Annotated in this window: 18 protein-coding genes and 1 tRNA gene; 11 read left to right on the plus strand and 8 right to left on the minus strand. The window is 62.7% G+C overall.

The genetic code is table 11. The features are described 5' to 3' along the window. The first annotated feature begins 65 nt into the window (after positions 1–65). From ybiB to CHB88_RS18540, 8 genes are all read left to right on the plus strand, one after another. Complete coding sequence (ybiB, locus tag CHB88_RS18505; RefSeq protein ID WP_089400832.1) at positions 66–1,061, plus strand: DNA-binding protein YbiB; 996 nt, start codon at positions 66–68, stop codon at positions 1,059–1,061. Beyond that, a complete protein-coding gene (gene cobA, locus CHB88_RS18510; RefSeq protein WP_089400833.1) occupies positions 1,045–1,827 on the plus strand; it encodes a uroporphyrinogen-III C-methyltransferase in 783 nt (260 codons plus the stop codon). Before ybiB ends, cobA begins: the two co-directional genes overlap by 17 nt. Before the next feature lie 84 nt (positions 1,828–1,911). Continuing rightward, positions 1,912–3,108 carry a BaiN/RdsA family NAD(P)/FAD-dependent oxidoreductase gene (locus CHB88_RS18515; RefSeq protein WP_089400834.1) on the plus strand — a complete coding sequence of 399 codons (1,197 nt, stop codon included), beginning with the start codon at positions 1,912–1,914 and terminating at the stop codon, positions 3,106–3,108. A gap of 86 nt (positions 3,109–3,194) precedes the next feature. Then, positions 3,195–3,407, plus strand: a complete 213-nt coding sequence (gene rpsU, locus CHB88_RS18520) for a 30S ribosomal protein S21 (RefSeq protein WP_005665410.1) — start codon at positions 3,195–3,197, stop codon at positions 3,405–3,407. 177 nt (positions 3,408–3,584) lie between these two features. Next, positions 3,585–4,034, plus strand: coding sequence for a GatB/YqeY domain-containing protein (locus CHB88_RS18525; RefSeq protein WP_089400835.1), 450 nt, complete (start codon positions 3,585–3,587; stop codon positions 4,032–4,034). A 32-nt stretch (positions 4,035–4,066) separates the two neighbouring features. Then, complete coding sequence (gene dnaG, locus CHB88_RS18530; protein ID WP_089400836.1) at positions 4,067–5,857, plus strand: DNA primase; 1,791 nt, start codon at positions 4,067–4,069, stop codon at positions 5,855–5,857. 318 nt (positions 5,858–6,175) lie between these two features. Next, a complete protein-coding gene (gene rpoD / locus CHB88_RS18535) occupies positions 6,176–8,599 on the plus strand; it encodes an RNA polymerase sigma factor RpoD (protein ID WP_425436126.1) in 2,424 nt (807 codons plus the stop codon). 73 nt (positions 8,600–8,672) lie between these two features. Further along, positions 8,673–8,751: transfer RNA gene (locus CHB88_RS18540), tRNA-Ile, on the plus strand. Positions 8,752–9,890: 1,139 nt separating this feature from the next. Here the strand turns inward: CHB88_RS18540 and CHB88_RS24735 are convergent. From CHB88_RS24735 to CHB88_RS18565, 5 genes are all read right to left on the minus strand, one after another. Further along, positions 9,891–10,247 (minus strand): hypothetical protein, encoded by a 357-nt coding sequence (locus CHB88_RS24735; RefSeq protein ID WP_143131358.1) that lies wholly within the window; start codon positions 10,245–10,247, stop codon positions 9,891–9,893. 419 nt (positions 10,248–10,666) lie between these two features. Further along, positions 10,667–11,503, minus strand: coding sequence for a hypothetical protein (locus tag CHB88_RS18550; RefSeq protein ID WP_089400839.1), 837 nt, complete (start codon positions 11,501–11,503; stop codon positions 10,667–10,669). Beyond that, positions 11,500–12,042 (minus strand): PAAR domain-containing protein, encoded by a 543-nt coding sequence (locus CHB88_RS18555; protein ID WP_089400840.1) that lies wholly within the window; start codon positions 12,040–12,042, stop codon positions 11,500–11,502. The genes CHB88_RS18550 and CHB88_RS18555 overlap by 4 nt, the downstream gene beginning before the upstream one ends. 221 nt (positions 12,043–12,263) lie before the next feature. Further along, positions 12,264–14,723: a YbcC family protein gene (locus tag CHB88_RS18560; protein ID WP_089400841.1), complete on the minus strand. Its 2,460-nt coding sequence runs from the start codon at positions 14,721–14,723 to the stop codon at positions 12,264–12,266. Further along, on the minus strand, positions 14,720–16,279 hold the full coding sequence (locus CHB88_RS18565) for an NADH-quinone oxidoreductase subunit L (RefSeq protein ID WP_089400842.1): 1,560 nt from the start codon (positions 16,277–16,279) through the stop codon (positions 14,720–14,722). Before CHB88_RS18565 ends, CHB88_RS18560 begins: the two co-directional genes overlap by 4 nt. Positions 16,280–16,376: 97 nt before the next feature. On the opposite strand from CHB88_RS18565, the gene CHB88_RS18570 reads away from it, so the two are divergent. Continuing rightward, positions 16,377–17,252 (plus strand): LysR family transcriptional regulator, encoded by an 876-nt coding sequence (locus CHB88_RS18570; protein ID WP_089400843.1) that lies wholly within the window; start codon positions 16,377–16,379, stop codon positions 17,250–17,252. Between the two features lie 31 nt (positions 17,253–17,283). Here CHB88_RS18570 and CHB88_RS18575 read toward each other — a convergent pair whose 3' ends face one another. After that, positions 17,284–18,108, minus strand: a complete 825-nt coding sequence (locus tag CHB88_RS18575) for an AraC family transcriptional regulator (RefSeq protein ID WP_089400844.1) — start codon at positions 18,106–18,108, stop codon at positions 17,284–17,286. A gap of 92 nt (positions 18,109–18,200) precedes the next feature. Between CHB88_RS18575 and CHB88_RS18580 the strand changes: the two genes are divergently transcribed. Next, positions 18,201–19,151: an MBL fold metallo-hydrolase gene (locus CHB88_RS18580; protein WP_089400845.1), complete on the plus strand. Its 951-nt coding sequence runs from the start codon at positions 18,201–18,203 to the stop codon at positions 19,149–19,151. Positions 19,152–19,324: 173 nt separating this feature from the next. On the opposite strand, the gene CHB88_RS18585 is transcribed toward CHB88_RS18580, so the two are convergent. Together CHB88_RS18585 and CHB88_RS18590 are read right to left on the minus strand one after the other, a co-directional pair. Next, on the minus strand, positions 19,325–20,764 hold the full coding sequence (locus CHB88_RS18585; RefSeq protein WP_089400846.1) for a DUF1501 domain-containing protein: 1,440 nt from the start codon (positions 20,762–20,764) through the stop codon (positions 19,325–19,327). Between the two features lie 21 nt (positions 20,765–20,785). After that, entirely contained in the window at positions 20,786–22,504 is a 1,719-nt protein-coding gene (locus CHB88_RS18590; RefSeq protein ID WP_217900194.1) for a DUF1800 domain-containing protein, read from the minus strand. 434 nt (positions 22,505–22,938) lie between these two features. On the opposite strand from CHB88_RS18590, the gene CHB88_RS18595 reads away from it, so the two are divergent. After that, entirely contained in the window at positions 22,939–24,564 is a 1,626-nt protein-coding gene (locus CHB88_RS18595; RefSeq protein WP_089400847.1) for an AMP-binding protein, read from the plus strand. Positions 24,565–24,590 lie beyond the last annotated feature (26 nt).

Raw genomic sequence — 24,590 nt, forward strand, 5'->3', positions numbered from 1 at the left:
TTTCGCGCCCGATTCATGCTGCAACGAAAACAGCATCGCCCCTCGCTTTTGTGTACCCTTCGCACATGGAACACATCAAAACCACCTCATCCTTTCCCGCCGCCCGATTCATCAAGGAAATCGGGCGCGGCAAGAAGGGCGCCCGCAGCCTGTCGCGCGAGGATGCCCGCGAACTCTACGCCGCCATGCTCGACGGTCGCGTCACCGACCTGGAATTGGGCGCCATCGTGCTCGCCATGCGCATCAAGGGCGAATCCACCGAGGAGATCGCCGGCTTCCTCGATGCCGCCGAAGCGTCTTTCGAGCGCTTGCCCGATCCGCCGGGTGAGTTCGCGCCGGTGGTCATCCCCAGCTACAACGGCTCCCGCAGCGTGCCCAATCTCACGCCGCTGCTGACGCTGCTGCTGGCGCGCGAAGGCGTGCCGGTGCTGGTGCATGGCGTGACCCGCGACGCCGACCGCGTCACCACGGCGGAAATCTTCGAGGCGCTGAGCCTGCCCTTCGCCCACAGCGCGGATGAGGCGCTGCAGGGCTTCGCGGCGGGCCGTCCGGTCTTCATGCCCATCGCCAGCCTGGCGCCGAACCTCGCCGGCCTGCTGGCGCTGCGGCGCGTGCTCGGCGTGCGCAATTCCACCCATACCCTGGTGAAGATCATGCAGCCCTTCGAAGGGCCGGCGCTGCGCCTGACGTCCTACACCCATCCCGAGTACCTGGCCATGCTGTCCGACTATTTCGGCAGCCTGGCGCCGGTCGAGCGCGGCGACGCCTTCCTGATGCGCGGCACCGAAGGCGAAACCGTGGCCCATCCCAAGCGGGCGCAGCAGATCGACTGGTTCCACGCGCATCAGCGCACGGTATTGGTGCAGCGGGCCGAGCCGGTGGACGAGATACCGCCGCTGCCCGCCTCCAGCGAGGCAGCCGAGACGGCGCGCTGGATACAGGCCGCCCTGAGCGGGGAAGAGCCGGTGCCGCAGCCGATCCGGGAACAGGTGGAACACTGCTTGCATATAGCGAGGCAATTACGCAGCGAGCAGAAAGTTCACCATGAAAGTGCAAGTTAGGTCAGGCAAGGTTCAACTCGTCGGCGCCGGTCCGGGCGATCCGGAACTCCTTACGCTGAAAGCAGCGAAGGCGATTGCCGCCGCCGACGTCATCCTCGTCGACGATCTCGTCAATCCCGACGTGCTGGAGCATGCCTCCGCTGAAGCGCGCATCGTCCCGGTCGGCAAGCGCGGCGGCTGCCAGTCCACGCCGCAGGAATTCATCGAGCGCATGATGATCGCCGAGGCGCGCGCCGGCAACCGGGTGGTGCGCCTGAAGGGCGGCGACCCGTTCATCTTTGGCCGCGGCGGCGAGGAGCGCGCCCATCTGCAAGCCGAGGGCATCGAGGTCGAGGTCATCAACGGCATTTCCAGCGGCCTGGCCGCGCCGAGTTCCATTGGCGTGCCGCTCACCCACCGCGACTGGAGCCAGGGCGCCATCTTCGTCACCGGCCACGGCAAGACGCCCGGCGCCGAACCGGACTGGGCGGCGCTGGCGAAGCTTCCTTTTACCCTGGTCATCTACATGGGCATTGCCCGCTGCGCGCAGATCCAGGCGGCGCTGCTGGCCGGCGGCAAGCCGGCTTCCACGCCGGTGGCGGTGGTGCAGTCAGCCAGCCGGGCGCAGCAGGCGCAGCTCATCACGACCCTGGGGGAGCTGCCCAACGCGATCGCCGCGGCGGGCATCGCCAGTCCCGGCATCATTGTCATCGGCGACGTGGTGCGCTGTGCCGAGCAGTCGGCGGCATGCGAGCCGGAAAGGCTTGCACGGTTGTCAGCCGCCTGAGCACGCTCCGCCATAGCCGCAGCGGCCATCCGGCCGCTCGCTTACAATCACGGCTTGTTTCTGCTACGCGAAAAGTTTCAAGCCATGCCAACACAATTCGATGTCGCCGTGATCGGCGCGGGCGCGGCCGGCATGATGTGCGCCGCCGTGGCCGGGCAGCGTGGCAGAAAAGTGGTGCTGATCGATCATGCCGGGAAGCTGGCGGAGAAGATCCGCATTTCCGGCGGCGGACGCTGCAATTTCACCAACCTGCATGCCGGCCCGCAGAATTACCTCTCCCGCAATCCGCATTTCTGCCGCAGCGCCTTGTCGCGCTATACGGCCCAGGATTTTCTCGGGCTGGTGAAGCGCTATCGCATCGGCTATCACGAAAAGCACAAGGGGCAGCTGTTTTGCGACGACTCGGCGGAGCAGATCATCGCCATGCTCAAGGCCGAGTGCGATCTTGGCAACGTCGCCTGGCGCATGCCCTGCCGCATCGACGCGGTCGGTAAAACCGGCGCCGGCTTCCGCCTCGACACCAGCGCCGGCGAGATCTTGGCCAGAAGCGTGGTGGTCGCCAGCGGCGGCCTGTCCATTCCAAAGATCGGCGCCACCGACTTCGCCTTCCGCCTCGCGCGCCAGTTCGGCCTGAAGCTGGTGGAGCCGCGGCCGGCGCTGGTGCCGCTGACCTTCGAGCAGTCCTCCTGGCAGCCTTTCCTGCCGCTGGCCGGCATCGCGCTGGAGGTGGAGGTCGAGACCGGTGAAAAGAAGGAACGCGGGCACTTCCGCGAGGACTTGCTGTTCACGCATCGCGGTCTGTCCGGCCCTGCGATCCTGCAGATTTCCAGCTTCTGGCAGCCCGGCACGCCGCTGACACTGAACCTGCTGCCGGCAATGGATGTGGCCCAGGTGCTGATTGAAGGCAAGAAAACCCTGCGCAAAAATCTCGGCAACCTGCTGGCGCAATGGCTGCCGGCGCGCTTGGCGGAGGGATGGCTGGCTGCCAACGATTTCTCCGCCGAGGCGCGACTGGCCGACATGCCGGACAAGGCCCTGCGCCGGCTGGGAGAATCCCTCAACGGCTGGCGCATCGTGCCGAACGGGTCGGAGGGCTATCGCAAGGCGGAAGTCACCTTGGGCGGCGTCGACACGCGCGAACTGTCGCAGCAGACCATGATGGCGAGCAAGTCAGAAGGTCTGTACTTCATCGGCGAGGCGGTGGATGTGACCGGCTGGCTGGGCGGCTACAACTTCCAGTGGGCGTGGTCGTCCGGTGTGGCGGCGGGGCTGTCGGTCTGAACCCGCGAAAATCTGTTGAGCCGCTTGCGAATTGCTGTTATAGTGGCGAACTTTCCTTCAGACCCATCGGTTTAGATAGAGCTTACATGACCACAATTCGCCTTAAAGAAAACGAGCCGTTCGAAGTCGCCATGCGTCGCTTCAAGCGCACCATCGAAAAAACCGGTTTGCTGACCGAGTTGCGTGCGCGCGAGTTCTATGAGAAGCCGACTGCCGAGCGCAAGCGTAAGCTCGCCGCTGCCGTGAAGCGCCACTACAAGCGCATCCGCAGCCAGCAATTGCCCAAGAAGCTCTACTGATTCTTGCCGCACCCAGCGTGCGGTCGAATGCAAACCCGCTCCGGAATCGTCCGCAGCGGGTTTTGACGTTTAGGGCATTGTCAAACATCAAATCCGCCGGGATTTGCCTATACGCATTTGTTCCATTGTGCAAAGATAAGCGTGGTAGGCCTTTCCGGCTTGCATGACGGAGTTCGCATGAGCCTCAAAGAGAAAATCACCGAAGACATGAAAGCCGCTATGCGCGCCAAGGATGCCGGCCGCCTCGGCACCATCCGCCTGCTCACCGCGGCAATGAAGCAGAAGGAAGTCGACGAGCGCATCGAGCTCACCGACGCGCACGTTCTGGCCATCATCGAGAAGATGATCAAGCAGCGCAAGGATTCGATCAGCCAGTTCGAAGCCGGCGGCCGCCAGGACCTGGCCGATGTCGAGAAGGCCGAGCTCGCCGTGCTGGCCGAATACATGCCGGCCGGCCTGTCGGACGCCGAGATCGAGGCTGAAGTCGCCAATGCCGTAGCCGCGACCGGCGCCGCCGGCCCGCAGGACATGGGCAAGGTGATGGGCGTGCTCAAGCCGAAGCTGGCGGGCCGCGCCGACATGACCAAGGTATCCGGACTGGTCAAGGCTGCACTCGCCAAAGGTTGATCATCTTCCCATCGCTTTATTGCTGACGCCGCGTGATTCCGCAGTCTTTCATCCAGGACCTCTTGAACCGCGTCGACATCGTCGACGTGGTAGGCCGCTACGTGCAGTTGAAAAAGGGCGGCGCCAACTTCATGGGGCTGTGTCCTTTTCACAATGAAAAATCGCCCAGCTTCACCGTCAGCCCGACCAAGCAGTTCTACCACTGCTTCGGCTGCGGTGCCCATGGAACGGCGATTGGTTTCCTGATTGAATTTTCCGGCCTCGGCTTTGTCGAAGCCGTGAAGGATCTGGCGCAAAACGTCGGCATGACGGTGCCCGAAGAGGATCGCCTGCTGCCGGCGCAGCGCGCCGAGGTGCAGGCGAAGAGCTTGGCCTTGTCGGACGTGATGACGCGCGCCTGCGACTTCTACCGCCAGCAATTGCGCGGTGCGCCGGCAGCCATTGCTTACCTCAAGGGGCGGGGACTCACCGGCGAAATCGCCGCCCGTTTCGGCCTCGGTTTCGCGCCGCCCGGCTGGGACAACTTGCGGACCGTCTTTTCCGACTACGACAGCCCGGCGCTGGTCGAGGCCGGACTGGTGATCGACCGCGAGGAAGACGGCGGCCCGCGCAAGCGTTATGACCGCTTCCGCGAGCGGATCATGTTCCCGATTCGAAATACCAAAGGTCAAGTCATTGCCTTCGGCGGCCGTGTGCTGGACGGGGGCGAGCCCAAATACTTGAATTCACCCGAGACGCCCCTATTTCAAAAGGGAAGCGAGCTTTACGGGCTGTTCGAGGCACGGCAGGCGATCCGCGCTGCGGGCTATGTGCTGGTGACCGAAGGTTACATGGATGTGGTGGCACTGGCGCAGCTCGGATTTCCGCAGGCAGTGGCGACGCTCGGCACCGCCTGCACACCGACCCATGTGCAGAAGCTGCTGCGCCAGACCGACCAGGTGGTGTTCAGCTTCGACGGCGATGCCGCCGGCCGCCGCGCTGCCCGCAGGGCGCTGGAAGCCTGTCTGCCGCATGCCACCGACAACCGGACGCTGAAATTCCTGTTCCTGCCGGCGGAGCATGACCCGGACAGCTACGTGCGCGAACATGGCGCCGCCGCCTTCGAGCAGCAGGTGCGCGACGCGATGCCGCTGTCGCAATTCCTGCTCAACGAGGCGCTGGGCGACAACGACCTCGACAGTTCGGAAGGCCGGGCGAGGGCACAGTTCGATGCCAAGCCGCTGCTGCAGGCGATGCCGCCTTCGGCCCTGCGGCTGCAACTCGTGCGCAGCCTGGCGCAGAAGACCGGCACCGCGCCGGGCGAGATCGAGGCGCTGTTCGAACTGGCGCAGCCGGTGGCCAAGGCGAGGAAGGTTGCGCCGAAGACCAAGCGCACCCCGCCCATGGGTCTGGAGCGGCAGATGATGCGCCTGCTGGTGGCTCAGCCCTTGCTATCGTCCGAACTGGACGAAGAGGCAATCGGCGCGGTTGCGCAGCTTGCGCCGGACAACGCCGAGATGCTGCGCACGTTGATAGGCTGCTGCAAGGCGCTGGGCGAGAGGGCCAATTTCGCCGCCCTGGCCGAGCAGTTGCGCCAAACGCATTCGGAGTTCGACGCGCTGGTTGCCGAAATCGCCGGCGAAACCGAATCGGATGCGGCAGCGGCGCGGCTGGAATTGCTTGGTGCGGTGCGCCAGGCGAAGATGCAGGTGATGAAGGCTGAGATGGACAGTTTGGCAGCGCAAGGGTTGTCCGGCGATGAGGCGAAGCACCGCTATCGGGCGCTGATGCAGCAGCTGGAGCAACTACGGCGCGAGGCTGCGGTCGAAAACATGCCGCGCTGATCCAACTGGCTTAAAATGAGGCAATATTGCTCCGTATGCTATACTTAAAGGCTTTCGATTCAAGGCCTTAGATTGATTTTTCCGGCTCGGACAAGGCGCGAAGAGGGTTTGGCAGCGCTTCAGAACGAACCGGCGAGTGCAGCAACGCTTCAAGGGACAGTGACTAAAGATTAATCAGCTCAGCGGCGCGAGCAATGCCCGCAGGAGCCCACAGTTGGTATTGATGCCATGGCAAACGCAACAAAGACACCCGCGAAATCGAATGCAGCCGCGAAAACCGCGAAGTCGGCTGCAACTAAAGCCGCTGCCGGCAAGTCGATGGCAAAGCCTGCTGTGAAGGAATCCGAAGCAAATCAAGCCGCAGGCAAGGCAAGCAGTCCAAGCAAGGCCTCGACCAGGACCGTCGCCAAGGCGGAACCGGAAGCCGCCGTCAAGGCGACCGCGTCGAAGGCAAAGTCCTCATCCAAGGCGGCTGCCGAGCAGCCGGCTACCAAGCAACCGAAAGCACCTGTGACCAATAAAAAGACCGAATCGAAAGCAGCTGCCAAGCCGGCCAAGTCCGTGGCCAAGGCGGAAGCAGGTTCCAGCAGCAAGAACATGGCGGTAAGTCAGACGACCGATGCAGCTGCATTGGCCGCGATCGACACGTCCAACTATGTGCTTCCCGGCGTGAAGGTGCCCGGACGCCGCGGCCGCAAGCCCAAGGATTTCCAGCCCGAGAATGAAGAAGTCGCGGCGCTGAACGCCGTCGAGCGCGCCGAGCTGAAGGCCGCCGACAAGGCGCGCGCCAAGGATCGCAAGGCCAAGGAAAAGGCCCTGCTCAAGGACGCATTCTCCTCCGATACCGAGGCTTCCGAGGAAGAACTCGAGCAGCGCCGCCAGAAGCTGAAGAACCTGATCAAGCTCGGCAAGGAGCGCGGCTTCCTCACGTACTCGGAAATCAACGACCACCTGCCCGAGAACATCGTCGATCCGGAAGCGATCGACGGCATCATCGGCACCTTCAACGACATGGGCATCGCCGTCTACGAGCAGGCGCCGGATGCCGAGACGCTGCTGCTGTCCGACAGCGTGGCCAGCGTCGCCACCGACGATGACGCCGAAGCCGCTGCTGAAGCCGCGCTCTCCACCGTCGATTCCGACTTCGGCCGCACCACCGACCCGGTGCGCATGTACATGCGCGAGATGGGCTCGGTCGAGCTGCTGACACGCGAGGGCGAGATCGAGATCGCCAAGCGCATCGAGGAAGGCCTGAAGGACATGATCCAGGCCATCTCCGCCTGCCCGACCACCATCGCCGAGATCCTCGCCGCCGCCGACCGCATCGAGCGCGACGAGATCAAGATCGATGAGATCGTGGACGGCCTGGTGGATCCGAACGCGCCTGAAGATTCCGTCGCGCCGCCGGCGCCTGCCGCCGCAGCCGCTTCCGATGACGACGAAGACGACGATGAGGAAGGGGAAGAAGGCGAAGAGGAAGAGGGCAACGCCGCCTCCGGCGCTGCCGGCTACTCGGCCGAACAGCTCGAACAGCTCAAGCGCGACGCGCTGGACAAGTTCAACCTGATCGCCAACCAGTTCGACAAGATGCGCAAGGCCTACGAGAAGGAAGGCTACAACTCCAAGCCGTACGTCAAGGCCCAGGAAACCATCTCCAATGAACTGCTCGGCCTGCGCTTCACCGCCAAGTTCGTCGAGAAGCTGTGCGACACCCTGCGCGGCCAGGTGGACGAGGTGCGCCATATCGAGAAGCAGATCCTCGACGTGGTGGTGAACAAGTGCGCCATGCCGCGCACCCACTTCATCAAGACCTTCCCGGGCAATGAAACCAACCTCGACTGGATCGACGGCGAAGTCGCCGCCAACGAGCCGTACAGCGCCGTCCTCGGCCGCAACGTGCCGACGGTGAAGGAACTGCAGCAGAAGCTGATCGACCTGCAAGCCCGCGTGGTGCTGCCGCTGCCCGACCTGCGCAACATCAACAAGAAGATGGCGGCAGGCGAAATGAAGGCGCGCAAGGCCAAGCGCGAGATGACCGAGGCCAACCTGCGCTTGGTGATCTCGATCGCGAAGAAATACACCAACCGCGGCCTGCAGTTCCTCGACCTGATCCAGGAAGGCAACATCGGCCTGATGAAGGCGGTGGACAAGTTCGAATACCGGCGCGGCTACAAGTTCTCGACCTATGCGACCTGGTGGATCCGCCAGGCCATCACCCGGTCCATCGCCGACCAGGCCCGCACCATCCGCATCCCGGTGCACATGATCGAGACCATCAACAAGATGAACCGCATTTCGCGCCAGATTCTGCAGGAGACCGGCGCGGAGCCGGATCCGGCCACGCTGGCGCTGAAGATGGAAATGCCCGAGGACAAGATTCGCAAGATCATGAAGATCGCCAAGGAGCCGATCTCCATGGAAACGCCGATCGGCGACGATGACGATTCCCACTTGGGCGATTTCATCGAGGACAACAACACGCTGGCGCCGGCCGACGCGGCGCTGCATGCCTCGATGCGCGGCGTGGTTAAGGACGTGCTGGACTCCCTGACCCCGCGCGAAGCCAAGGTGCTGCGCATGCGCTTCGGCATCGAGATGTCCACCGACCATACGCTGGAAGAGGTCGGCAAGCAGTTCGATGTCACCCGCGAGCGCATCCGCCAGATAGAAGCCAAGGCATTGCGCAAGCTGCGCCACCCGTCCCGCTCCGACAAGCTGAAGAGCTTCCTCGAAGGCAGCTGATCAGGAACGCCGTCGCCGGCATGAGCTATTTCATGCAGGAAGGTGACGGCGCTTCGTGTATCATTGCGACCTCGGGCCTCTAGCTCATGCTTGGTTAGAGCAGCGGACTCATAATCCGTTGGTGCCGTGTTCGACTCACGGGAGGCCCACCAAAAATTTATGTCGTGTTATCGAGGGGAAGATGAGGAATCATCTTCCCCTTTTTGTTTGTGGCTCCTTCTCCGCTGAATCTATGTTCAAAAGAGGATGCCGATGCTATCGAAAGAGATTAAAAAATAAATAGCACTCGCAAATCAGCGGAAAGAAACGTCGGGTTTTCGAACTTTGAACATGCGCAAGGATTTGGACCTGAGCGGAAGGGACCTTTCCGATTTGAAGCGGTGGTGAAGCAAAGTTATGGCTACCCCGGTGCTGGCGCAGTAAATGTAAAATAAATGCCGAGGGCAAGTAATGCTGGGAAGATAAGAAGAGCAATTCTTACCGAAATCCTGTACCAAGACTGAGAATGGAACCGTTGCACGAAGCCGAGCAAGAAAAGCATTATTTGCAGCGCGGAGACAACATAAAAAATCCAGGAAACTCCACTCGTGTCTGACATCACGGCAAGTATCGTTCTAAATATTTCCAACGAAGTTGGCGGCGTCATTTCTCTTTACCCCGGCTTCTTAACATGCTCATGATTGAGATACGCACTACGTATCAAATGCAAATTTCCGCTTGCCACGCCCTGAACTTCTTGACCTCACCATCGAACTTAATGAGGCTTTGTCCTGTTGGAAGTGATCCCCTCACAACCCGCCCATTTGACAGAAGAGCGATATAGTCGAATCGACAGTCAAAGGTTTTACCATCGGACTTATTGAGGATGATTTCTTTCGTCCCGTAGCGAAGGTCGTCCCAAACTACGCATCCAATTTGGCAGGTCTTAGGATCAATCCGCCGATTCAGGTCAAGAAGCTGATTCTCGCCTAGGAAAAATACCGACTCACTATTTGAAAGTGGGGCGCGGGGCGATGTATTCCGAGCCTCTGCTTTGCCCAGTGCAACGCAAAATGCGATGCCTGTGAAGTAAAAAATTCGCTTGGACTTTGTGGCGGCAGACATAGCGAAGCGAGCGACTAAAGTTTAATTTTGTGGCATTCAACAAGCTTGGTTGTACTATGGTTGTTCAGTAGTTCGAATCCATTGAAGTTTTCAAGCAGCGTCGTTGTCGTGGCCGTTAGGATGCTCGGATCGAGTGGTTACTCTTGCGTAAATGACCGGCCCGGCGCTCCTGCTCAGCACTCGTTTGTCAAACCGCGGCTCGCTTAAAGAAATAAAAAGTGATACATGCTTCAGCAATTCCTATCCACACCACAAATAATGCACTCAATGCCATATCAAAGATTTTTAGGGCAGTAGCCGAAAGCCTGTGCTTGAGATTTTCAGTAATCGGCAAAATAAAAATTAAGCTTAAGCAAACGGCCTGGAAGAAATAAACGGTGTATGTACCTTCGAAAAGGTCGAAAAGGGAGTGCCTATCCTCGGTTGAAAAAAATTGCAATAGCCAAAAAAAGAACGGAGCAGAGACAGATGCTATTAGGAAAAATTTTTCGCTGGAAAATTCAACATGTACCCAAGCGTGATGCCAGCGATGGCGAAGATCCAAATATAGAGTCCGAAAAAATGGCGAAAGTAACTGCCCATAAAGCCGCTTGGAACAAGTATGGGCATTAACATCCAACTGCTCAAAAGCGCTAAAAAAAAGGCCGATATGTTAAAGAATGTTTGAGCAACACAAACATATATTTTTTTGTAGGCTTCTTGCATACACCATTTCTTCTAATTACGCTGAGATTACGGTCGGTTTCGGTCTACGCAGGCGGCCTTGAAACAAAATAAAAGCCCACGCAAAAAAAAGCCGGAATTAAGCCCAATAGAAATAAAGTGAATATTCGGTATAACCGATTGTTCCACGCCTTTTGGAATAAACCAAAGATTAACGCAGACAGGTAGCAAAGAAAAATTAATATGGTGACTATCGACTCGTCGCCGAGCACCCCCCAGATAGTGAAAAACGCTTTTGCATCATTGATTAAATTCATGAAAATTCCATCGATAGAACATGAACTCACTTAGCTTGTCGTCGTAACGCCGTTTGCTAGTCAAGTTTTCATAATCCCACTTCCCGATTTTGTTTTTTGAATACTTACCACGCTCTATTGGTAGTCCAGCGTATAACCTATCTTGCGGATCGGCTGGATTTCTGCCGAATATTTTCATTAACTTTGGAGTAATAAAGTGAATCGTGTTATTCGAATTTCCTTGGAAGATTTCGATTTCTTTGTCAGAGGTTGATATGGTTAGCTGTATGTGATGCGCCACGTTGACAGCGCTATCGCGCTTCACTGCTAAAGCTTTTCCTTGTAAGTCATTGGCCTGTGCCAGAACATCTCCCGGCACTAACTCTTCTGGTTCGCTAACCAAGATCGTATTGGCCCCTTTACGCTGCATGTCAGGCGCGCCATAGGTGAGCATCACCATTTCGGAAAACCCGTAGATGTTCGACGCATAGCGATCGTGATGCTCGGCGCTGTAGATTTCCATGTTGCGGTAAGTTCGCACGCCTGTCGTCAGCTTGACCGGGAGCCCCTTGGACGAGGCGTACTCGCATAGCACGCGGATGGCGAAATCCTCGCAGGTGAATCGGTTACTGCGAATATCGCCATCTTTATTCCAATACTGTTCGGTCCGTAATCGCTCAGCGATAGGCTTAACACTCTTTTGGAAATCTGCTATATCGGCCTCCGTCCAGAATCTGACCGTCTTCCAAAAAACTTTGAGTTTGATGCTGACGCCTTCTTTATCCGCTTTAGGCGTCAAGGCAATAGAGCGGACCATAAGCGTGGATAAGGCAGCGCTCATCCGAGAGCCTTTCCGCCGATCTCGCAATCGAACGTATCGCCACTATCGCCAGCGATGAGCTGCGTTTTTCCATCCTGGCAGGTCTTCCCTTCGATCACTGCCCCTCGGGCGTCGGTGAGCCGGTAAGGGATGCCTTCAAGCGGCTGGCCGTCCTCATTTAGCAGAATCACATGCTGGTCATGCTCGCACTCTTCATGTCTGCGAGGAGAAAGTACCTTGACCCATTCGCCTGCGTCGTTCTGGCGGTATGTATCTCCACCATCTTCACCGCTTTCACTCGACCAGCCGTGAACATCATTCAACGTAGAAATCAGCGGACAACCGGCCGTGGTGATGTTTCCGTGATGGGGAATGTTCCTCCCGTTGGGGAGCTTAATGCGGGAATGCGCTTCCACGATCTGGCAGCGCTTGCGGCAGGCCATTTGGGCACCGTAGAAAGTCAGTTCCCTTCCGTGGCTGGTGAGTCCGGGCATGGCCTCAACCACTGTGCCACCGCACGCTGCTTTATCGCCAAGGCGAATCCAACCGATTATCTTCATGCCTCAATCTGCGCCGCCACAAAATTAATATATTAACAATAACGAAGCTGTGAACACCTATGTGCGTTGGAAAAGCAACAACCGCCCATGAGGACGGTGTGAGCACGATGGGGATCTTTGAATAAGGAATTGGTGAGAAGTCGCGGTGCTGAATACCGAAGCACCCATGACCTTGAAGCGGGGACCGGATGCTGCAAATCGCGGCATCCGGTATTTGGGTTTTAATCGCGTGTGTTAGCAGATCCAGCCGCGCGCCACGCAGCACCGCTGCGCGCTTCCACAGCATGCGTTTCGCTATCAATGCGGAACAGATAGAGCCATCCATGCTCCACCAACTGCCGCACCAGTTCATGCTTGGCGATGACCGCCTCGATCGCTGCTCGGGGCGCTTCGATGAACACCGACAGCCGCAGCGGCGTGTGCTGCCAGCGCTCGCCATCGTGCAGGGACTGCAGCGGCAGGCCGATGCGCAGGTCGCCGCCATTGCCTTCGAAGACGCCGATGCGTCCGCCGACCACATTGTGCAGGACCTTGTTGCCGCTGCCGTAGCGCAGATTGTCGACGGTGGAGGCGTAGTACTGCATGTTGATCCAGTGGGTGACCACCATGGGCGCGGTCATGATGAGTTCCAGGATGCTGTTGTCCGGATCGTTGCGCCAATCGTAGTCGTGCAGGAAGGCGCGGCCATCGAGGTCGATGCCGGCGCTGCGGCTGCGCGGGGCGACGATGAAGGCGGCATTGCTCGCGAGGCCCCATTCCGGGCGGGTTTGGGCCCAGTCGCCGGCGCGGGCCTGCACCGCGCGCAGCAAGGCCTCAGGTCGCTCGCGCAGGTCGGCCAGGCCGAGAGAGGGCGCGCGTTCCGCCCGCGCGGTCCTGCCGGCCTTCTCCAAACTCTCTTTCAGCCGGATAAGATGGCCGGCGTGGTCGGCGGGAACGAGGTCGGTGTCGAACAGTTCCACCATGTCGGTAGTGGTGTTGTGCAGGCCGGCCAGGAACCAGGTCCTGTCCGGGATCTCGATCCCATCCACAGCCAGCTGCGCACGCACGGCGGCTTCATTGAGCAGCGCCGCCAGCGCGCGGGAATTCACCTCGCCGGTCTGGCCGCAGCAGGCGCCGCAATCGAGTCCGGCGGCATGCGGATTGTTGGCGCTGGCGCTGCCGTGGCCACATAGCAGCACCAGCGGCGCGAAGCCTTGGGTGAGGTTCATGGCGCGCAGCACGCGTGCCGCCAGCGCCGCCTTGTCGGCTATTGCATCGCCGTTCAGCAACAGGCGCGGGCGCAGCTGGCCGCGCTCCTTGCCGAGGCCGTCGTGGTCAGGCGAACTCGCTCGCGCCTTGGTGGGAAGGCTGCGCTGCACCAGCTTGCCGAGGTAGCCGAGGCCGAGAGTTTCCACCAGGGTGAAGGCGGAACCGGGCAGGCGCTCGAAGGACAGCCGCGACTGCTTGCGTTGCAGCCGCTGCTGGCGGGCGCGAATCAGGGTTTCTTCTTGGTGGGGATGATCACAGCAGTCGCCCACCTGCAGCGCCGGCGCCAGCAGACCCGGCAGCTGCGGACGCGTCGCCCTGGTCCCGAGCGGCGTGTAGCTGATGGGCAGGCCGAAGAAGCCGGCGAAGCCCATGGTCTGCGCATCCGGGTCGGCCTGCTCCAGCGCGCGGCGGAACACTTCGGAGCGGACGTCGATGCAGAACACCGCCTGGAAGGCCGGCTCGGTCCGGCGCTGCAGCAGCGGGCGAGACAACGCTGCCGCCAGGGGTAGCTGGTAGGCGAGCTCCAGGGCGCGTTGGAACACGGCTTCGCTGTCATCGGGATGCGCCGCGCCGGCTGCCACCCAGGCGCGCTGCCAGCGCTTCCATGTGGAGTCGGTGCCGCGTTCGCTGTCGTCGAGGAGGCATTCCCAGCTCAGCCGGATCGCCAGCAGGTCGACGATGCGGTCGTCGTCCCGGCCTTGCAGCCGCGCCTGCCAGCGCAGGTAGGCGCACCAGGCGGCCCAGCCGCCGATGCGCAGCAGGGCGACGCTCAGCAGGTCAATGCGATCCTGCTCCGGCGGCGCGAGGCGTTCCAGGGCTAAGGCGATGGCGGCGCGAGCATCGGCCGTCAAGTTGCGCGCGCGCTTCGCTACCTCGGGCGCGTTCATCAGGAGCGCGACGCCATGGTCGGCCATCATCGCGGCGCGCCAGTCGGCGTACAAGCCATTGCCGTGCGGCGGATGCCAGTCGGCCTGGTCGGCGTCGAACCAGGCGGCGCAGAACTGGCTGACCTGATGCGTGATGGTGTTGCGCCAGGCGGGTTCATGGATCAGGTCGCGCTGAGCATCTAGCACGTCGGAAAGCAGCGGCAACGACGGCAGAGCCGGCTCGGGCTGGTTCAACAGGTCGATGAGGCGGTCGATGCCGACATCGGCGCCGGCTTCCTGCGCGGCCTGCTCCAGGTGTCGGCGTGTGAACTCGCCGGCTTCCCAGGCGGCGCGGTAGTAGGCGCGAGGCATGCGCATCGTGCTGCCGGCGAGCGTGCGCAGCCGGCGGGCCGCCGTATCGAAGGGCTGGGCGACCCATCCCCAGTAGGGATTGACGGCGATGAAGCGGTCGAGCGGCCAGGTCGGCGCGATCGCGGCGCAGGCGGCGTCGATGGCACTGTCGAGCTTGGCCTGCTTCGCGGCGAAGAGAGCGTCGGCGGGATTCATGCGTTTTCTCCTTGGGCGGCGGGGCGGGGCAGTGCGCTGGCGCCGACCACATGGGCCGGCATGCGCGCCGGCCAGAGGCGGAAGGTGAGGCGGGTAAAGCGTTCATCCAGGTAGAAGCCGGCGTAGGCCCAGGGATAAAGTCGCGCCGCGAGTCGACCGCGCGGGAAGGCCTGCAGCCATGCCTGTGTCAGGTAGAGCAGCACGAAGCAGGCGCCGATCCAGGCGAGCACAGGCGTGGATGCAGGCGCTGCTGGCGTGCCCACCATCACGCTGAAGACGAGGTGCCAGGCGATATACAGCTGCGCCAGCGCGAGGAGGCGCACGGCGCCTGCCAGCATGCCGTGCCAGAGCAGCGGTGCCAGGCCCAGGCCGGCCACCAGCACGGCCGCGGCGGACAAGTGCAGGTGCGGCATGAGCAAGGACCAGGCGGCGGCGGACGCGGCCACGGCGCCCACCGCAATCGGCGCTGCCGCCAGCTTCTGCACCAGGGCCGGTAAGGGTTTGCGCTGCACGAAGGCAGGCAGCAGATCGCGGCGGCGAACTTCCGATACCGTGTCGCCGGCGCTGAGGAAGGCATGCGCCTTGTAGAGCGAGTGGGCCATCAGGTGCAGGAAGGCCAGATCGTAAAGGCCGAGGCCGCACTCCATCAGCATGAAACCCATCTGGGCGCAGGTCGACCAGGCGAGGCGCACCTTGATGCTGATGCGCGTCATCATCACCAGACCGGCCAGCACGGCGCTCAAGCTGCCGACGGCGATGAGCATTTCCCGAGCCGGCGTCGCCGCCGTCATGAGCGGAGCGAGCCGTATCAGCACCAGGCCGCCAAGGTTGACCACGCCGGCATGCAGCAGGGCCGACACCGGCGTCGGCGCTTCCATCACCTGGATCAGCCACCCGTGCACCGGCAGCTGGGCCGACTTGAAGATGACGGCCAGCGCCACCAGCGCGGCGGCTATCGCGAGCCCCGGGGGGAGCGTGCTCATGCCCTGCAGGTGTGCGGCGATATCATCCAGATAGAGGCTGCCGGTGTCGCGATACACCAGCGCCAGCGCGCCGGCAAGGCACAATTCGGCCAGGCGGCTGGCGAGGAATTTCTTGTGGGCGACGATCAGCGCCGCCGGGCGGTCGGCATAGAACGTGAGCAGCGCATGCAAGCCAAGGCTGCTCATCGCCCATGCCAAGACCAGCACGCCGAGGTGGTCCGTCAGGGCCACGGTGGCGACGGAGGCCAGCGTCAGGAGCATCGCCTTCAGGTAGCGTCCCTGTCCCGGCTCGCCGGCGAGATAGCGGCGCGAATAGCGCAGGATGACCCACCCCAGCAGGGCGATCAGCAAGGTCATGGCCAAACCGAGACCGTCCGCCCGGATGCCGGCCGACGCGGCTTGCCAGGCGGCACCGGCGCCGGCGGCGAGGGCGACGGCAAGGGAAATCAGGGAGGCGACGGCGGCGACACGCCAGGTTTCATCGAGCCGGCGGTCCAGCGCGGCCCAGCCGCTTGCAGCGAGATAGGTTGCCGGCACGCACCATGCCAACGTATCGAATGTGAAAGGCGCCATGTTTTTCTCGGTTGATTCGGGATAGAGCTACTTTGCCTGCCGGACTCGATTAAGTAAAATATATACTTGTTCAACAAACGTTCTATTAAACAGAACAATGCAAAGACTGAACTACCGGCATCTTTATTATTTCTGGTCCGTCGCCAGGGAAGGCAACCTCACCCGGGTGGCCGAGCAGTTGCACGTATCGCAATCGGCCCTGTCGGCGCAGATCCGGCAGTTCGAGGAACAGCTCGGCTACGACCTCTTCCTGCGCGAGGGACGCAGCCTGAAGATCACCGAGGCGGGCCGCATGGTGCTCGGCTATGCCGACGGCATTTTCGCGCTGGGCGGGGAGCTGATGGCGGTGGTGGGTTCGGGGCACGGCGGGCGCCTGCAGCGCCTGCGGGTAGGGGCGGTCGCGACGCTATCCCGGAACTTCCAGGAGAATTTCCTGCGCCCGGTGATGGGCATGGAAGAGGTGCAGCTGGTGCTGGAATCGGGCGGCCTGGAGGAATTGCTGGCGCGGCTGAGCGTGCACAAGCTCGACCTCGTGCTGTCGAACCGGCCGGTCACGCCGGAAGCGGAGCAGCCGTGGCGCTGCCGGCGCATCGCGCGCCAGCCGGTCTGCCTGGTGGGCCCGCCGCGCGGCGGGGCTGCGCCGTTCCGCTTTCCGCAAGACCTGCACGGCGTGAAGCTGCTGCTGCCCGGACACACCAGCGACATCCGCACCCAGTTCGATCTGCTGTGCGAGGACCTGAAGGTGGAAGCGAAAATCTTCGCCGAGGTGGACGACATGGCGATGCTGCGCCTGCTGACGCGCGATTCCGGCGGCGTGTCGCTGGTGCCGGCGGTGGTGGTGCAGGACGAGCTGCGCAGCGGCGTGCTGGAGCAGTACTGCGTGGTGCCGAAGGTGCACGAAAACTTCTATGCGATCACCACCGAGCGCCAGTTTCAGCCGGCGGCGCTGGAGCAGCTGCTGGCGCAGTCATGAGCAGGCGCGGCATGTGCCAGGGCGGATCAGATCATGCCGATGCGGCACGGCTTGCCGCCTGTTTCGGCTCGCGCCCGCGGGGCATTCGTTCCTGCCGCTTCTGTTGCGACTGGAAATAGCGTGCCGGCGTCTCGCCAAAGGCTTCCTTGAATACCGTAATGAAGGACGACACGTCTCGATAACCCACTTCCAGTGCAATGTAAGTGACGCTCTTGCCCATGCTCAGCAAATGGATGGCCTTCAGCAGCCTGAATTGCTGGCGCCAATGGCTGAAAGTCAGGCCGGTCTGCTTGAGAAACAAGCGGGCAGCGGTGCGGCCCGTCATGCCGCATAGCCCAGCCAGGGTGTCGAGCGTGCGGGCCTCTGCCGGATCCTGGTCCAGCAAGCCGATGAGTCGCAGCAGGCGCCCATCCGTTGGCATTGGCAGCCAGGACGGCACGACATCGAGCCGGCCGAGCCGGTCCAGAATTACTTGAAGCAGCCGCTGCTCCATCCCATGCGAAGGAAAGCTGTGGCCGAAGGTGGCGGCTTCGGCCATCAATGCGTCCAGCAGGCGGTCGACGAAAATTACCCCGCTGCGCGACGGGATGGGCGCCGCCGACGCATCAACATACAAGGATCGCAGCAGGAAGGCTTTCGCAGCCGATACCTGATGCCGCTCGCCGGGGAGGATCCAGACCGCCCGTTGCGGCGGCACGACCCACACCCCGGCATCGGTGCGCACGGTCAATACGCCTTCACCGGGTTGGATAAGCTGGGCACGGCGATGAACATGCCAATTACCTTCTCCCGCGTCGTAACGCTGGACCAGGACAAACACAGGGTTTTCTGCACCATCGGGATCAATGAATCTCATGTTTTGTCTGTTTGGCAATATTTGTTGTCATTGTATGCCGAGCTCCGCACGTCCGGAATTTCTATTCTGCAGACCTTCTTTCAAAGAAAGGGATGCAAATGACTAAACATGGAATATTGGGTTCGCTTTTTGCCATTGCCGTGCATGGCGGCAACGCTATCGGAGGAGAGTTGCAGGTATTTACCTCGGATCAGGCGGGCTTCAACACGCATTCAATCTGGTATGACGACGGTCAGGAAGTCACTGTGGTGGATACGCAATTCACGCCCGCGCATGCCGAATCGCTGCTCGCAGAGATTCGCCGGCAAACCAAGTCGCCGGTGACACGGGTGATCGTGACCCACCCGAATCCGGACAAGTTCAATGCGCTATCGGTTTTTCACCAGGCCGGTGCAGAAAGCATTGCATCGGTCAGAACGGCGGCAGCGATGCCTGGTGTGGACGCCTACAAACGTTATTTCTGGGTAAAAATCGCAAAAGCCTTTACCGATGAAACCTACCCCAAGCTGGAACCGGTAAAGACGACGTACAGCGGCAACAAGGTCATCACGCTGAGATCGGGCGAGACGATCACCTTGTTCGAACTTCCGCAGCCGGGCGTATCCAGCAACCAGACCGTGGTGCGGATCGATAAGAGCGGCGACCTGATCGTCGGCGATTTGATCCATGCGCGCAATCACGCCTGGCTGGAGGGCGGCATCGTCGACGGCAAGCCGGTTCCCTCCCTGGCGGGATGGAAGTCAGATCTGCAGGAGTTGCTGAAGCTGGGGCAGGGCAAGGCTTATGGCGGCAGGGGAGCATTCTTGCCGGTGCCGAAGGCAGTGGCACAGCAGACAGCCTACCTGGACAAGGCAGATGCCATCGTCGGTGCCTATATCAGGCGGCTCGGCGACAAGGCGCCTGAACTGGTTGATCCGGCGAAGCAGGGCGCGCACCACGCAGCCATCCAGGCCGAGTTCGTGAAAGCCTTTCCGGATTACGCGATGCCCGATCTCATCGGATACAGCATCTATGGCCTGGTCCAGCAGAAGCTGGGTAACTGACTGCCCTCTGAACCGGATGCCTGCCGGCGCTATGCCGGCGGCATTCAACGTCCTCGCCGCCCGCTTTCGAAAAGCTTCCGCTCCGCGGCGTCAGCTGCGGCTCGCGGCTCTCGGCGAAGACGCCGCTCTGCCGCGACGGCAGTGCGAGCGCGCAATCCTTCAGGTCGCCCGCATCACGCCATGAAGCCGAGGTCGGCCGTGGCGAAGTTGCCGATGTTGGGGAACACGTCGGCGATATCGCCCGGCGCCAGCCCGAACCATTTCCCGAGCGTGGCCGCGTACTGGTCCACCGCGATCTGCGGAAGCAGGCTGCCGGAGCCGACATCGCATTGATGGCCGAGGCCCAGCGGCGGGAATTCGCCGTAGATGTCGCCGCCCTTGACCGCGCCGCCGATGACGAAATGATGCGAGCCCCAGCCATGGTCGGTGCCGTCGCCGTTGGAGGTGAAGGTGCGGCCGAAGTCGGAAGCGGTGAAAGTGGTGACCTGGGCGCGCATGTCGGTGCCCTGCAGGTTGGCCAGCGCGGCATCGAAATAGCCGAGCGCATGCGCCACCTTCGACAGCAGCGCCGCCTGGTTCACCCGCTGGTTGTCATGGGTGTCGAAGGAGGCGAGGTTGACGAAGAACACCTGCCGCTTCATGCCCAGCCCGTTGCGGGCGGCGATCACCCGGGCCACCGTCTGCATCTGCACCGCCAGCGGATTGGCCGCCGCCTGCCCGGTGTTGGGATTGATCCAGGGCGGGATGGCCAGCAGCGCCGAGGCCGGCGGCAGCTGCGCCGCCAGCACGCTCTGGGCGTCGATGGAGCGCGACACGATGGAGGCATGCTCCTGCTCGAGCAGATGGCTGCCGCCGCTGGTGATGATGGAGCGCAGCGGATTGTTGGCGGCGGTGATGCCGTACAGCCCGTTCAGGCCGGCGATGGAGAGCGCGCCGGCGGAAGTCATCTGGAACTGCTTCACCGACTTCCCGGAGAGGAAAACGGTGTTGCCGGCGGCGGAGACGGTGGTGAAGGTGGCCTGGCCGTTGCTGGAGGCCAGCAGGTCGCCCATGCGCCCGCCCCAGCCGAACTTCGCGCCCTCGGCGCCATAGCTCTGCCACAGCGATTGCTGGTCGTTGTGGGAGAACAGCTTCGGCGGCCGCGGCAGGGTGCGGGCCTGGTACTGCGCCAGCGTGAGCGGGCAGATCAGCGGGCCGACGTTGGCGACGATGGCGGCGCGGCCGGCGCCGAACAGGTCCGCCAGCGGCTGCATCGCCGGATGCAGGGCGAAGCTGCGGCCCTGGGCGTTGGCCGGCGCGATCGGCAGCACGCCGCCGGCGCCGCCCGCCGGGGGCAGGGCGATGGCGTCCGGCGTGCCGGTGGCACGGTAGGCCTGGTATTGCAGCCAGGAGTCGGGATCGGTGGCCAGCACCGTGTTGGCCTGGTCGTTGCCGCCGTACATGAAGAGGCAGACCAGGGCCTTGTAGTCGCTTGGCGCGGTCGCGGCGGCGGCGGACGACAGGGTGGCGAGGTTGAGGGCGAAGGGCGCGGCGGCGCCGAGGGTGGAGAGGGCGGCGGCGGTGCGCAGGAAATGTCGGCGCGAGGCTTGCATGCCGGCGGGCTTGTGCTTCATGGGGTTCCTTGGTGCGTAAGACTATTTCTGGATCAGGTACTCGGGCGAGGCCATGGTCAGGAAGATCGCGGCCTGCACCCGGCTGAGCGAGGCGCTGTTGATCGCCGCGTCGTTGCTGCCGGTGGGCGAGGGAATCGCCAGGCTGGAAATCGACTTCACGATGCGGCTCTTCAGGTCGGCCGACATCTGGCCGCCGGTGAGCAGCAGGTTGATGCGCTCCACCAGCTTGTCCGGCGTGGCGGCCAGCGCGATTTCGGCGCCGTAGTCGGCCTTGATGTCGCGGTTGGTCCCGGCGCCGTTCTGGATCACGTCGCGGATCAGGTTCAGGTAGCCGACGACCGAGGTCTCGCCGGTGATCTGGAATTCCGGCGCCACCAGCCCGGCGGCGGCGATCGCGGTGTTGGGCGGCGTGTAGCCCGGCCGGTAGAAGTTGAACACCGATGGCGAGCGCAGCGGCGACTGGCCGAGGGTGTAGACCGGGTCGTCGGTGGTCGTCATCAGGAAGCGCCCGGAAGCGGACTTGGCATTGAAGGAGCGCATCCAGTGCGCCAGGCGCAGCACCGGCTCGCGCAGCTTGCCGCCGTCGGCGGTCGGGACGTCGCTGCGGGCTTCCGGATCGAGCAGGACGGCCTTGATCACCGCCTTCATGTCGCCGCGCACGCCGCTGCCGTTGTCGGCGAAGGCGGCAGCCACCCGCGCCACATAGGCCGGGCTGGGGTTGCTCGTCACCAGCCGCTGGATCAGCTGGCGGCCGATGAAGGGCCCGACATTGGGATGGTTGAACAGCGTGTCGAGCGCGATCTTCAGGTCCGACAGGCCGCTGCCGCCGCCGGGAATCGTCACGCCGAGGAAGCTCTTGTCGAGCGTGGAGTGGAACTGCGGGTACATCTGCATCGGCTTGATGTCGCGGTCGGGGTCCGGCGTCGGCGAGCTGTAGCCGTAGAAGCGGTTGGCGGTCTGGTCTGGGCCGGCCCAGCTCCATCCGGTGAAGACGCGCGACAGGCCGACGATGTCGGCATCGCCGTAGGTTTCCACGGGCGCGCCGTTGACCAGCTTCGGGGTCCCGTCCTGATTCAGCTGCACCAGGCCGATGGAGAACAGCTGCATGATCTCGCGGGCGAAGTTCTGGTCCGGCACGCGCTGGCCCGACTCCTTTTCGTTGTGCAGGGCATTCAGGTACACGCCCATCACCGGATGCAGGGCGACGTTCTGCAGCAGGGCGCGGAAATTGCCGAAGGCGTTGTTGGCCAGCATGTCGTGGTAGCCGGCCATGCCGCGCGGCATGCCGCCGGCCTGCACGTCCACCATCGACACCACGAAGATCTGCGACAGCGCATAAGCCACGCGCTGGCGCAGCTGGTCGTCGGCGGTCACCGCCTTCTGCCAGAAGGCTTCGAAGAACTGGTTCTGCGCCAGCGTGGCTGGCGGCTGCAGGGTGGCGGCGGCTTGGTTCATGACGGCGGTGAGGGAACTGGCCGGCTTCTGCATCTGCCAGGTCAGCCAGCCGTCATAGCCGCGCCAGATGACGGCGCTGATGTCGGTCGACGTCGGGCCAAAGGTCGCCTGGCCGAGGAAGCGCGCGGCGCTGGCCTGGGTGATGGACGCCGTGGCGGCGAACTGGCTGGCCGGCGGTTCGGCCGGCAGCGCGGCCGGCGTTTCAGGGCTGCCGGACTGGCCGCCGCAACCCGCCAGCAGGGCGCCGGCCAAAGCGGCCAGCAGGGTTTTGAAGGGTGAGGTCATGGTATTTCGCATCGGAATCGAGGGAGCGGAAAGCGCCACCATTTTCGGGATTCCATATCGGCGTCATGGACCAAGCAGACCGGGATTTGCACCGATACTTGCAGTAAAGAAAGTTTGGCATCTGCCGGATTCCGACAGGGAATGAGACTAGCGGCGATCCGTGGTGATCAGGCCAGCGTCCAAGCTTGCCTGCTGGTGCCCTGCGTTTCGGCCTGGCCATCCGCTTCCATCTGGAGCCGCCGGCATCCGGCCCGTGCTTCACCGCCACGGCAAGGCGAATTTGATTTACTTCAAGCCTGAAAGAAATCCCTTTCAATTTAATTATTTGAAGCTTAAACTAAATCCCCGAATGCGCCGCTGCCGCCGCAGCGCCCGGCGACGCACCGACCCGACATGCCGCCGTTACGCGCCCTCCCTTTTCCACCGGAGCAGCCATGACCGCCACCACGCAGACCGCCCACGCGGACACCTTCGCCGCCGACCACCTGCCGCCGCGCAGCGAGTGGCCGGAGTTCATCTTCGACCGGCCCGAACTGCGCTATCCGCCGCGCCTGAATTGCGTTCAAGTGCTGCTGGACGAGGCGGTGGCGAATGGCCATGGCGACCGGCCGGCCCTGCTCGGGCCGCAGGGTGCCTGGAGCTACGCCCAGCTGCAGGCCCAGGTGAACCGCATCGCCCAGGTGCTGCGGCAGGACATGGGCCTGGTGCCGGGCAATAGGGTGCTGCTGCGCGGCGCCAACAATCCGATGATGGCGGCCTGCCTGCTGGCGGTGTTCAAGGCCGGCTGCATCGCGGTGCCGACCATGCCGCTGCTGCGCGCGAAGGAACTCACCGTCATCCTCGACAAGGCGCAGGTGCAGGCGGCGCTGTGCTCGGAGAATCTGCGCGAGGAAATGGAGCTGGCGCGGGAAGCCGCCGCCACGCTGAAGCAGGTGGTCTACTTCAACAGCGCCGCGCCGGAGGCGCTGGAACAGCGCATGCAGGACAAGCGCGACACCTATGCCGCCGTCGATACCAGCGCCGAAGACGTGTGCCTGATCAGCTTCACCTCCGGCACCACCGGCATGCCCAAGGGCACCATGCATTTCCACCGCGACCTGCTGGCGGTGTGCGACTGCTTCCCGCGCTCCACCCTGAAGGCGGCGGCCGACGACATCTTCATCGGCACGCCGCCGCTGGCCTTCACCTTCGGGCTCGGCGGCATGCTGCTGTTCCCGCTGCGCGCCGGCGCCGCCACCGTGCTGCTGGAGAAATGCACGCCGCAATCGCTGCTGGAAGCGATACGCGACTACCGCGCCACCATCTGCTTCACCGCGCCCACCTTCTACCGCCAGATGGCGGCCTGCGCCAAGGAAGTCGGCCCGACGCCGCTGAAGAAGGCGGTCTCCGCCGGCGAGTACCTGCCGGTGTCGACCCGCGACGCCTTCCGCCGCGCCACCGGCATCGACATCATCGACGGCATCGGCTCCACCGAAATGCTGCACATCTTCATTTCCGCCGCCGGGGAAGAGATTCGTCCCGGCGCCACCGGCCGCGCCCTTCCCGGCTACCAGGCCTGCATCCTGGACGAGGACGGCAAGCCGGCGGGGCCGGGCGTGGTCGGGCGGCTGGCGGTGAAGGGGCCGACCGGCTGCCGCTATCTTGCCGACCCGCGCCAGGCGAATTACGTGCAGCATGGCTGGAACGTCACCGGCGATGCCTACGAGATGGATGCCGACGGCTATTTCTGGTACAAGGCCCGCACCGACGACATGATCATTTCCGCCGGCTACAACATTGCCGGTCCGGAAGTGGAGGAGACGCTGCTCAGGCATCCGGCGGTGGCCGAGTGCGGCGTGGTCGGCTGCAGCAGCGAGGAACGCGGCCAGATCGTGAAAGCCTTCGTGGTGTTGAAGCCCGGCCATGAGCCGGGGCCGGCGCTGGTGAAGGACATGCAGGATTTCGTCAAGAACAGCATCGCGCCCTACAAGTATCCGCGCGAGATCGAGTTCCGCAGCGCGCTGCCGCGCACCGAGACCGGCAAGCTGCAGCGCTTCCGTCTGCGCCAGGACTGCTGCTGATACATCAAGGACCCAGGAACAAGGAA

The sequence above is a fragment of the Noviherbaspirillum humi genome (assembly GCF_900188095.1).
Classification (GTDB): Bacteria; Pseudomonadota; Gammaproteobacteria; order Burkholderiales; family Burkholderiaceae_D; genus Noviherbaspirillum; species Noviherbaspirillum humi.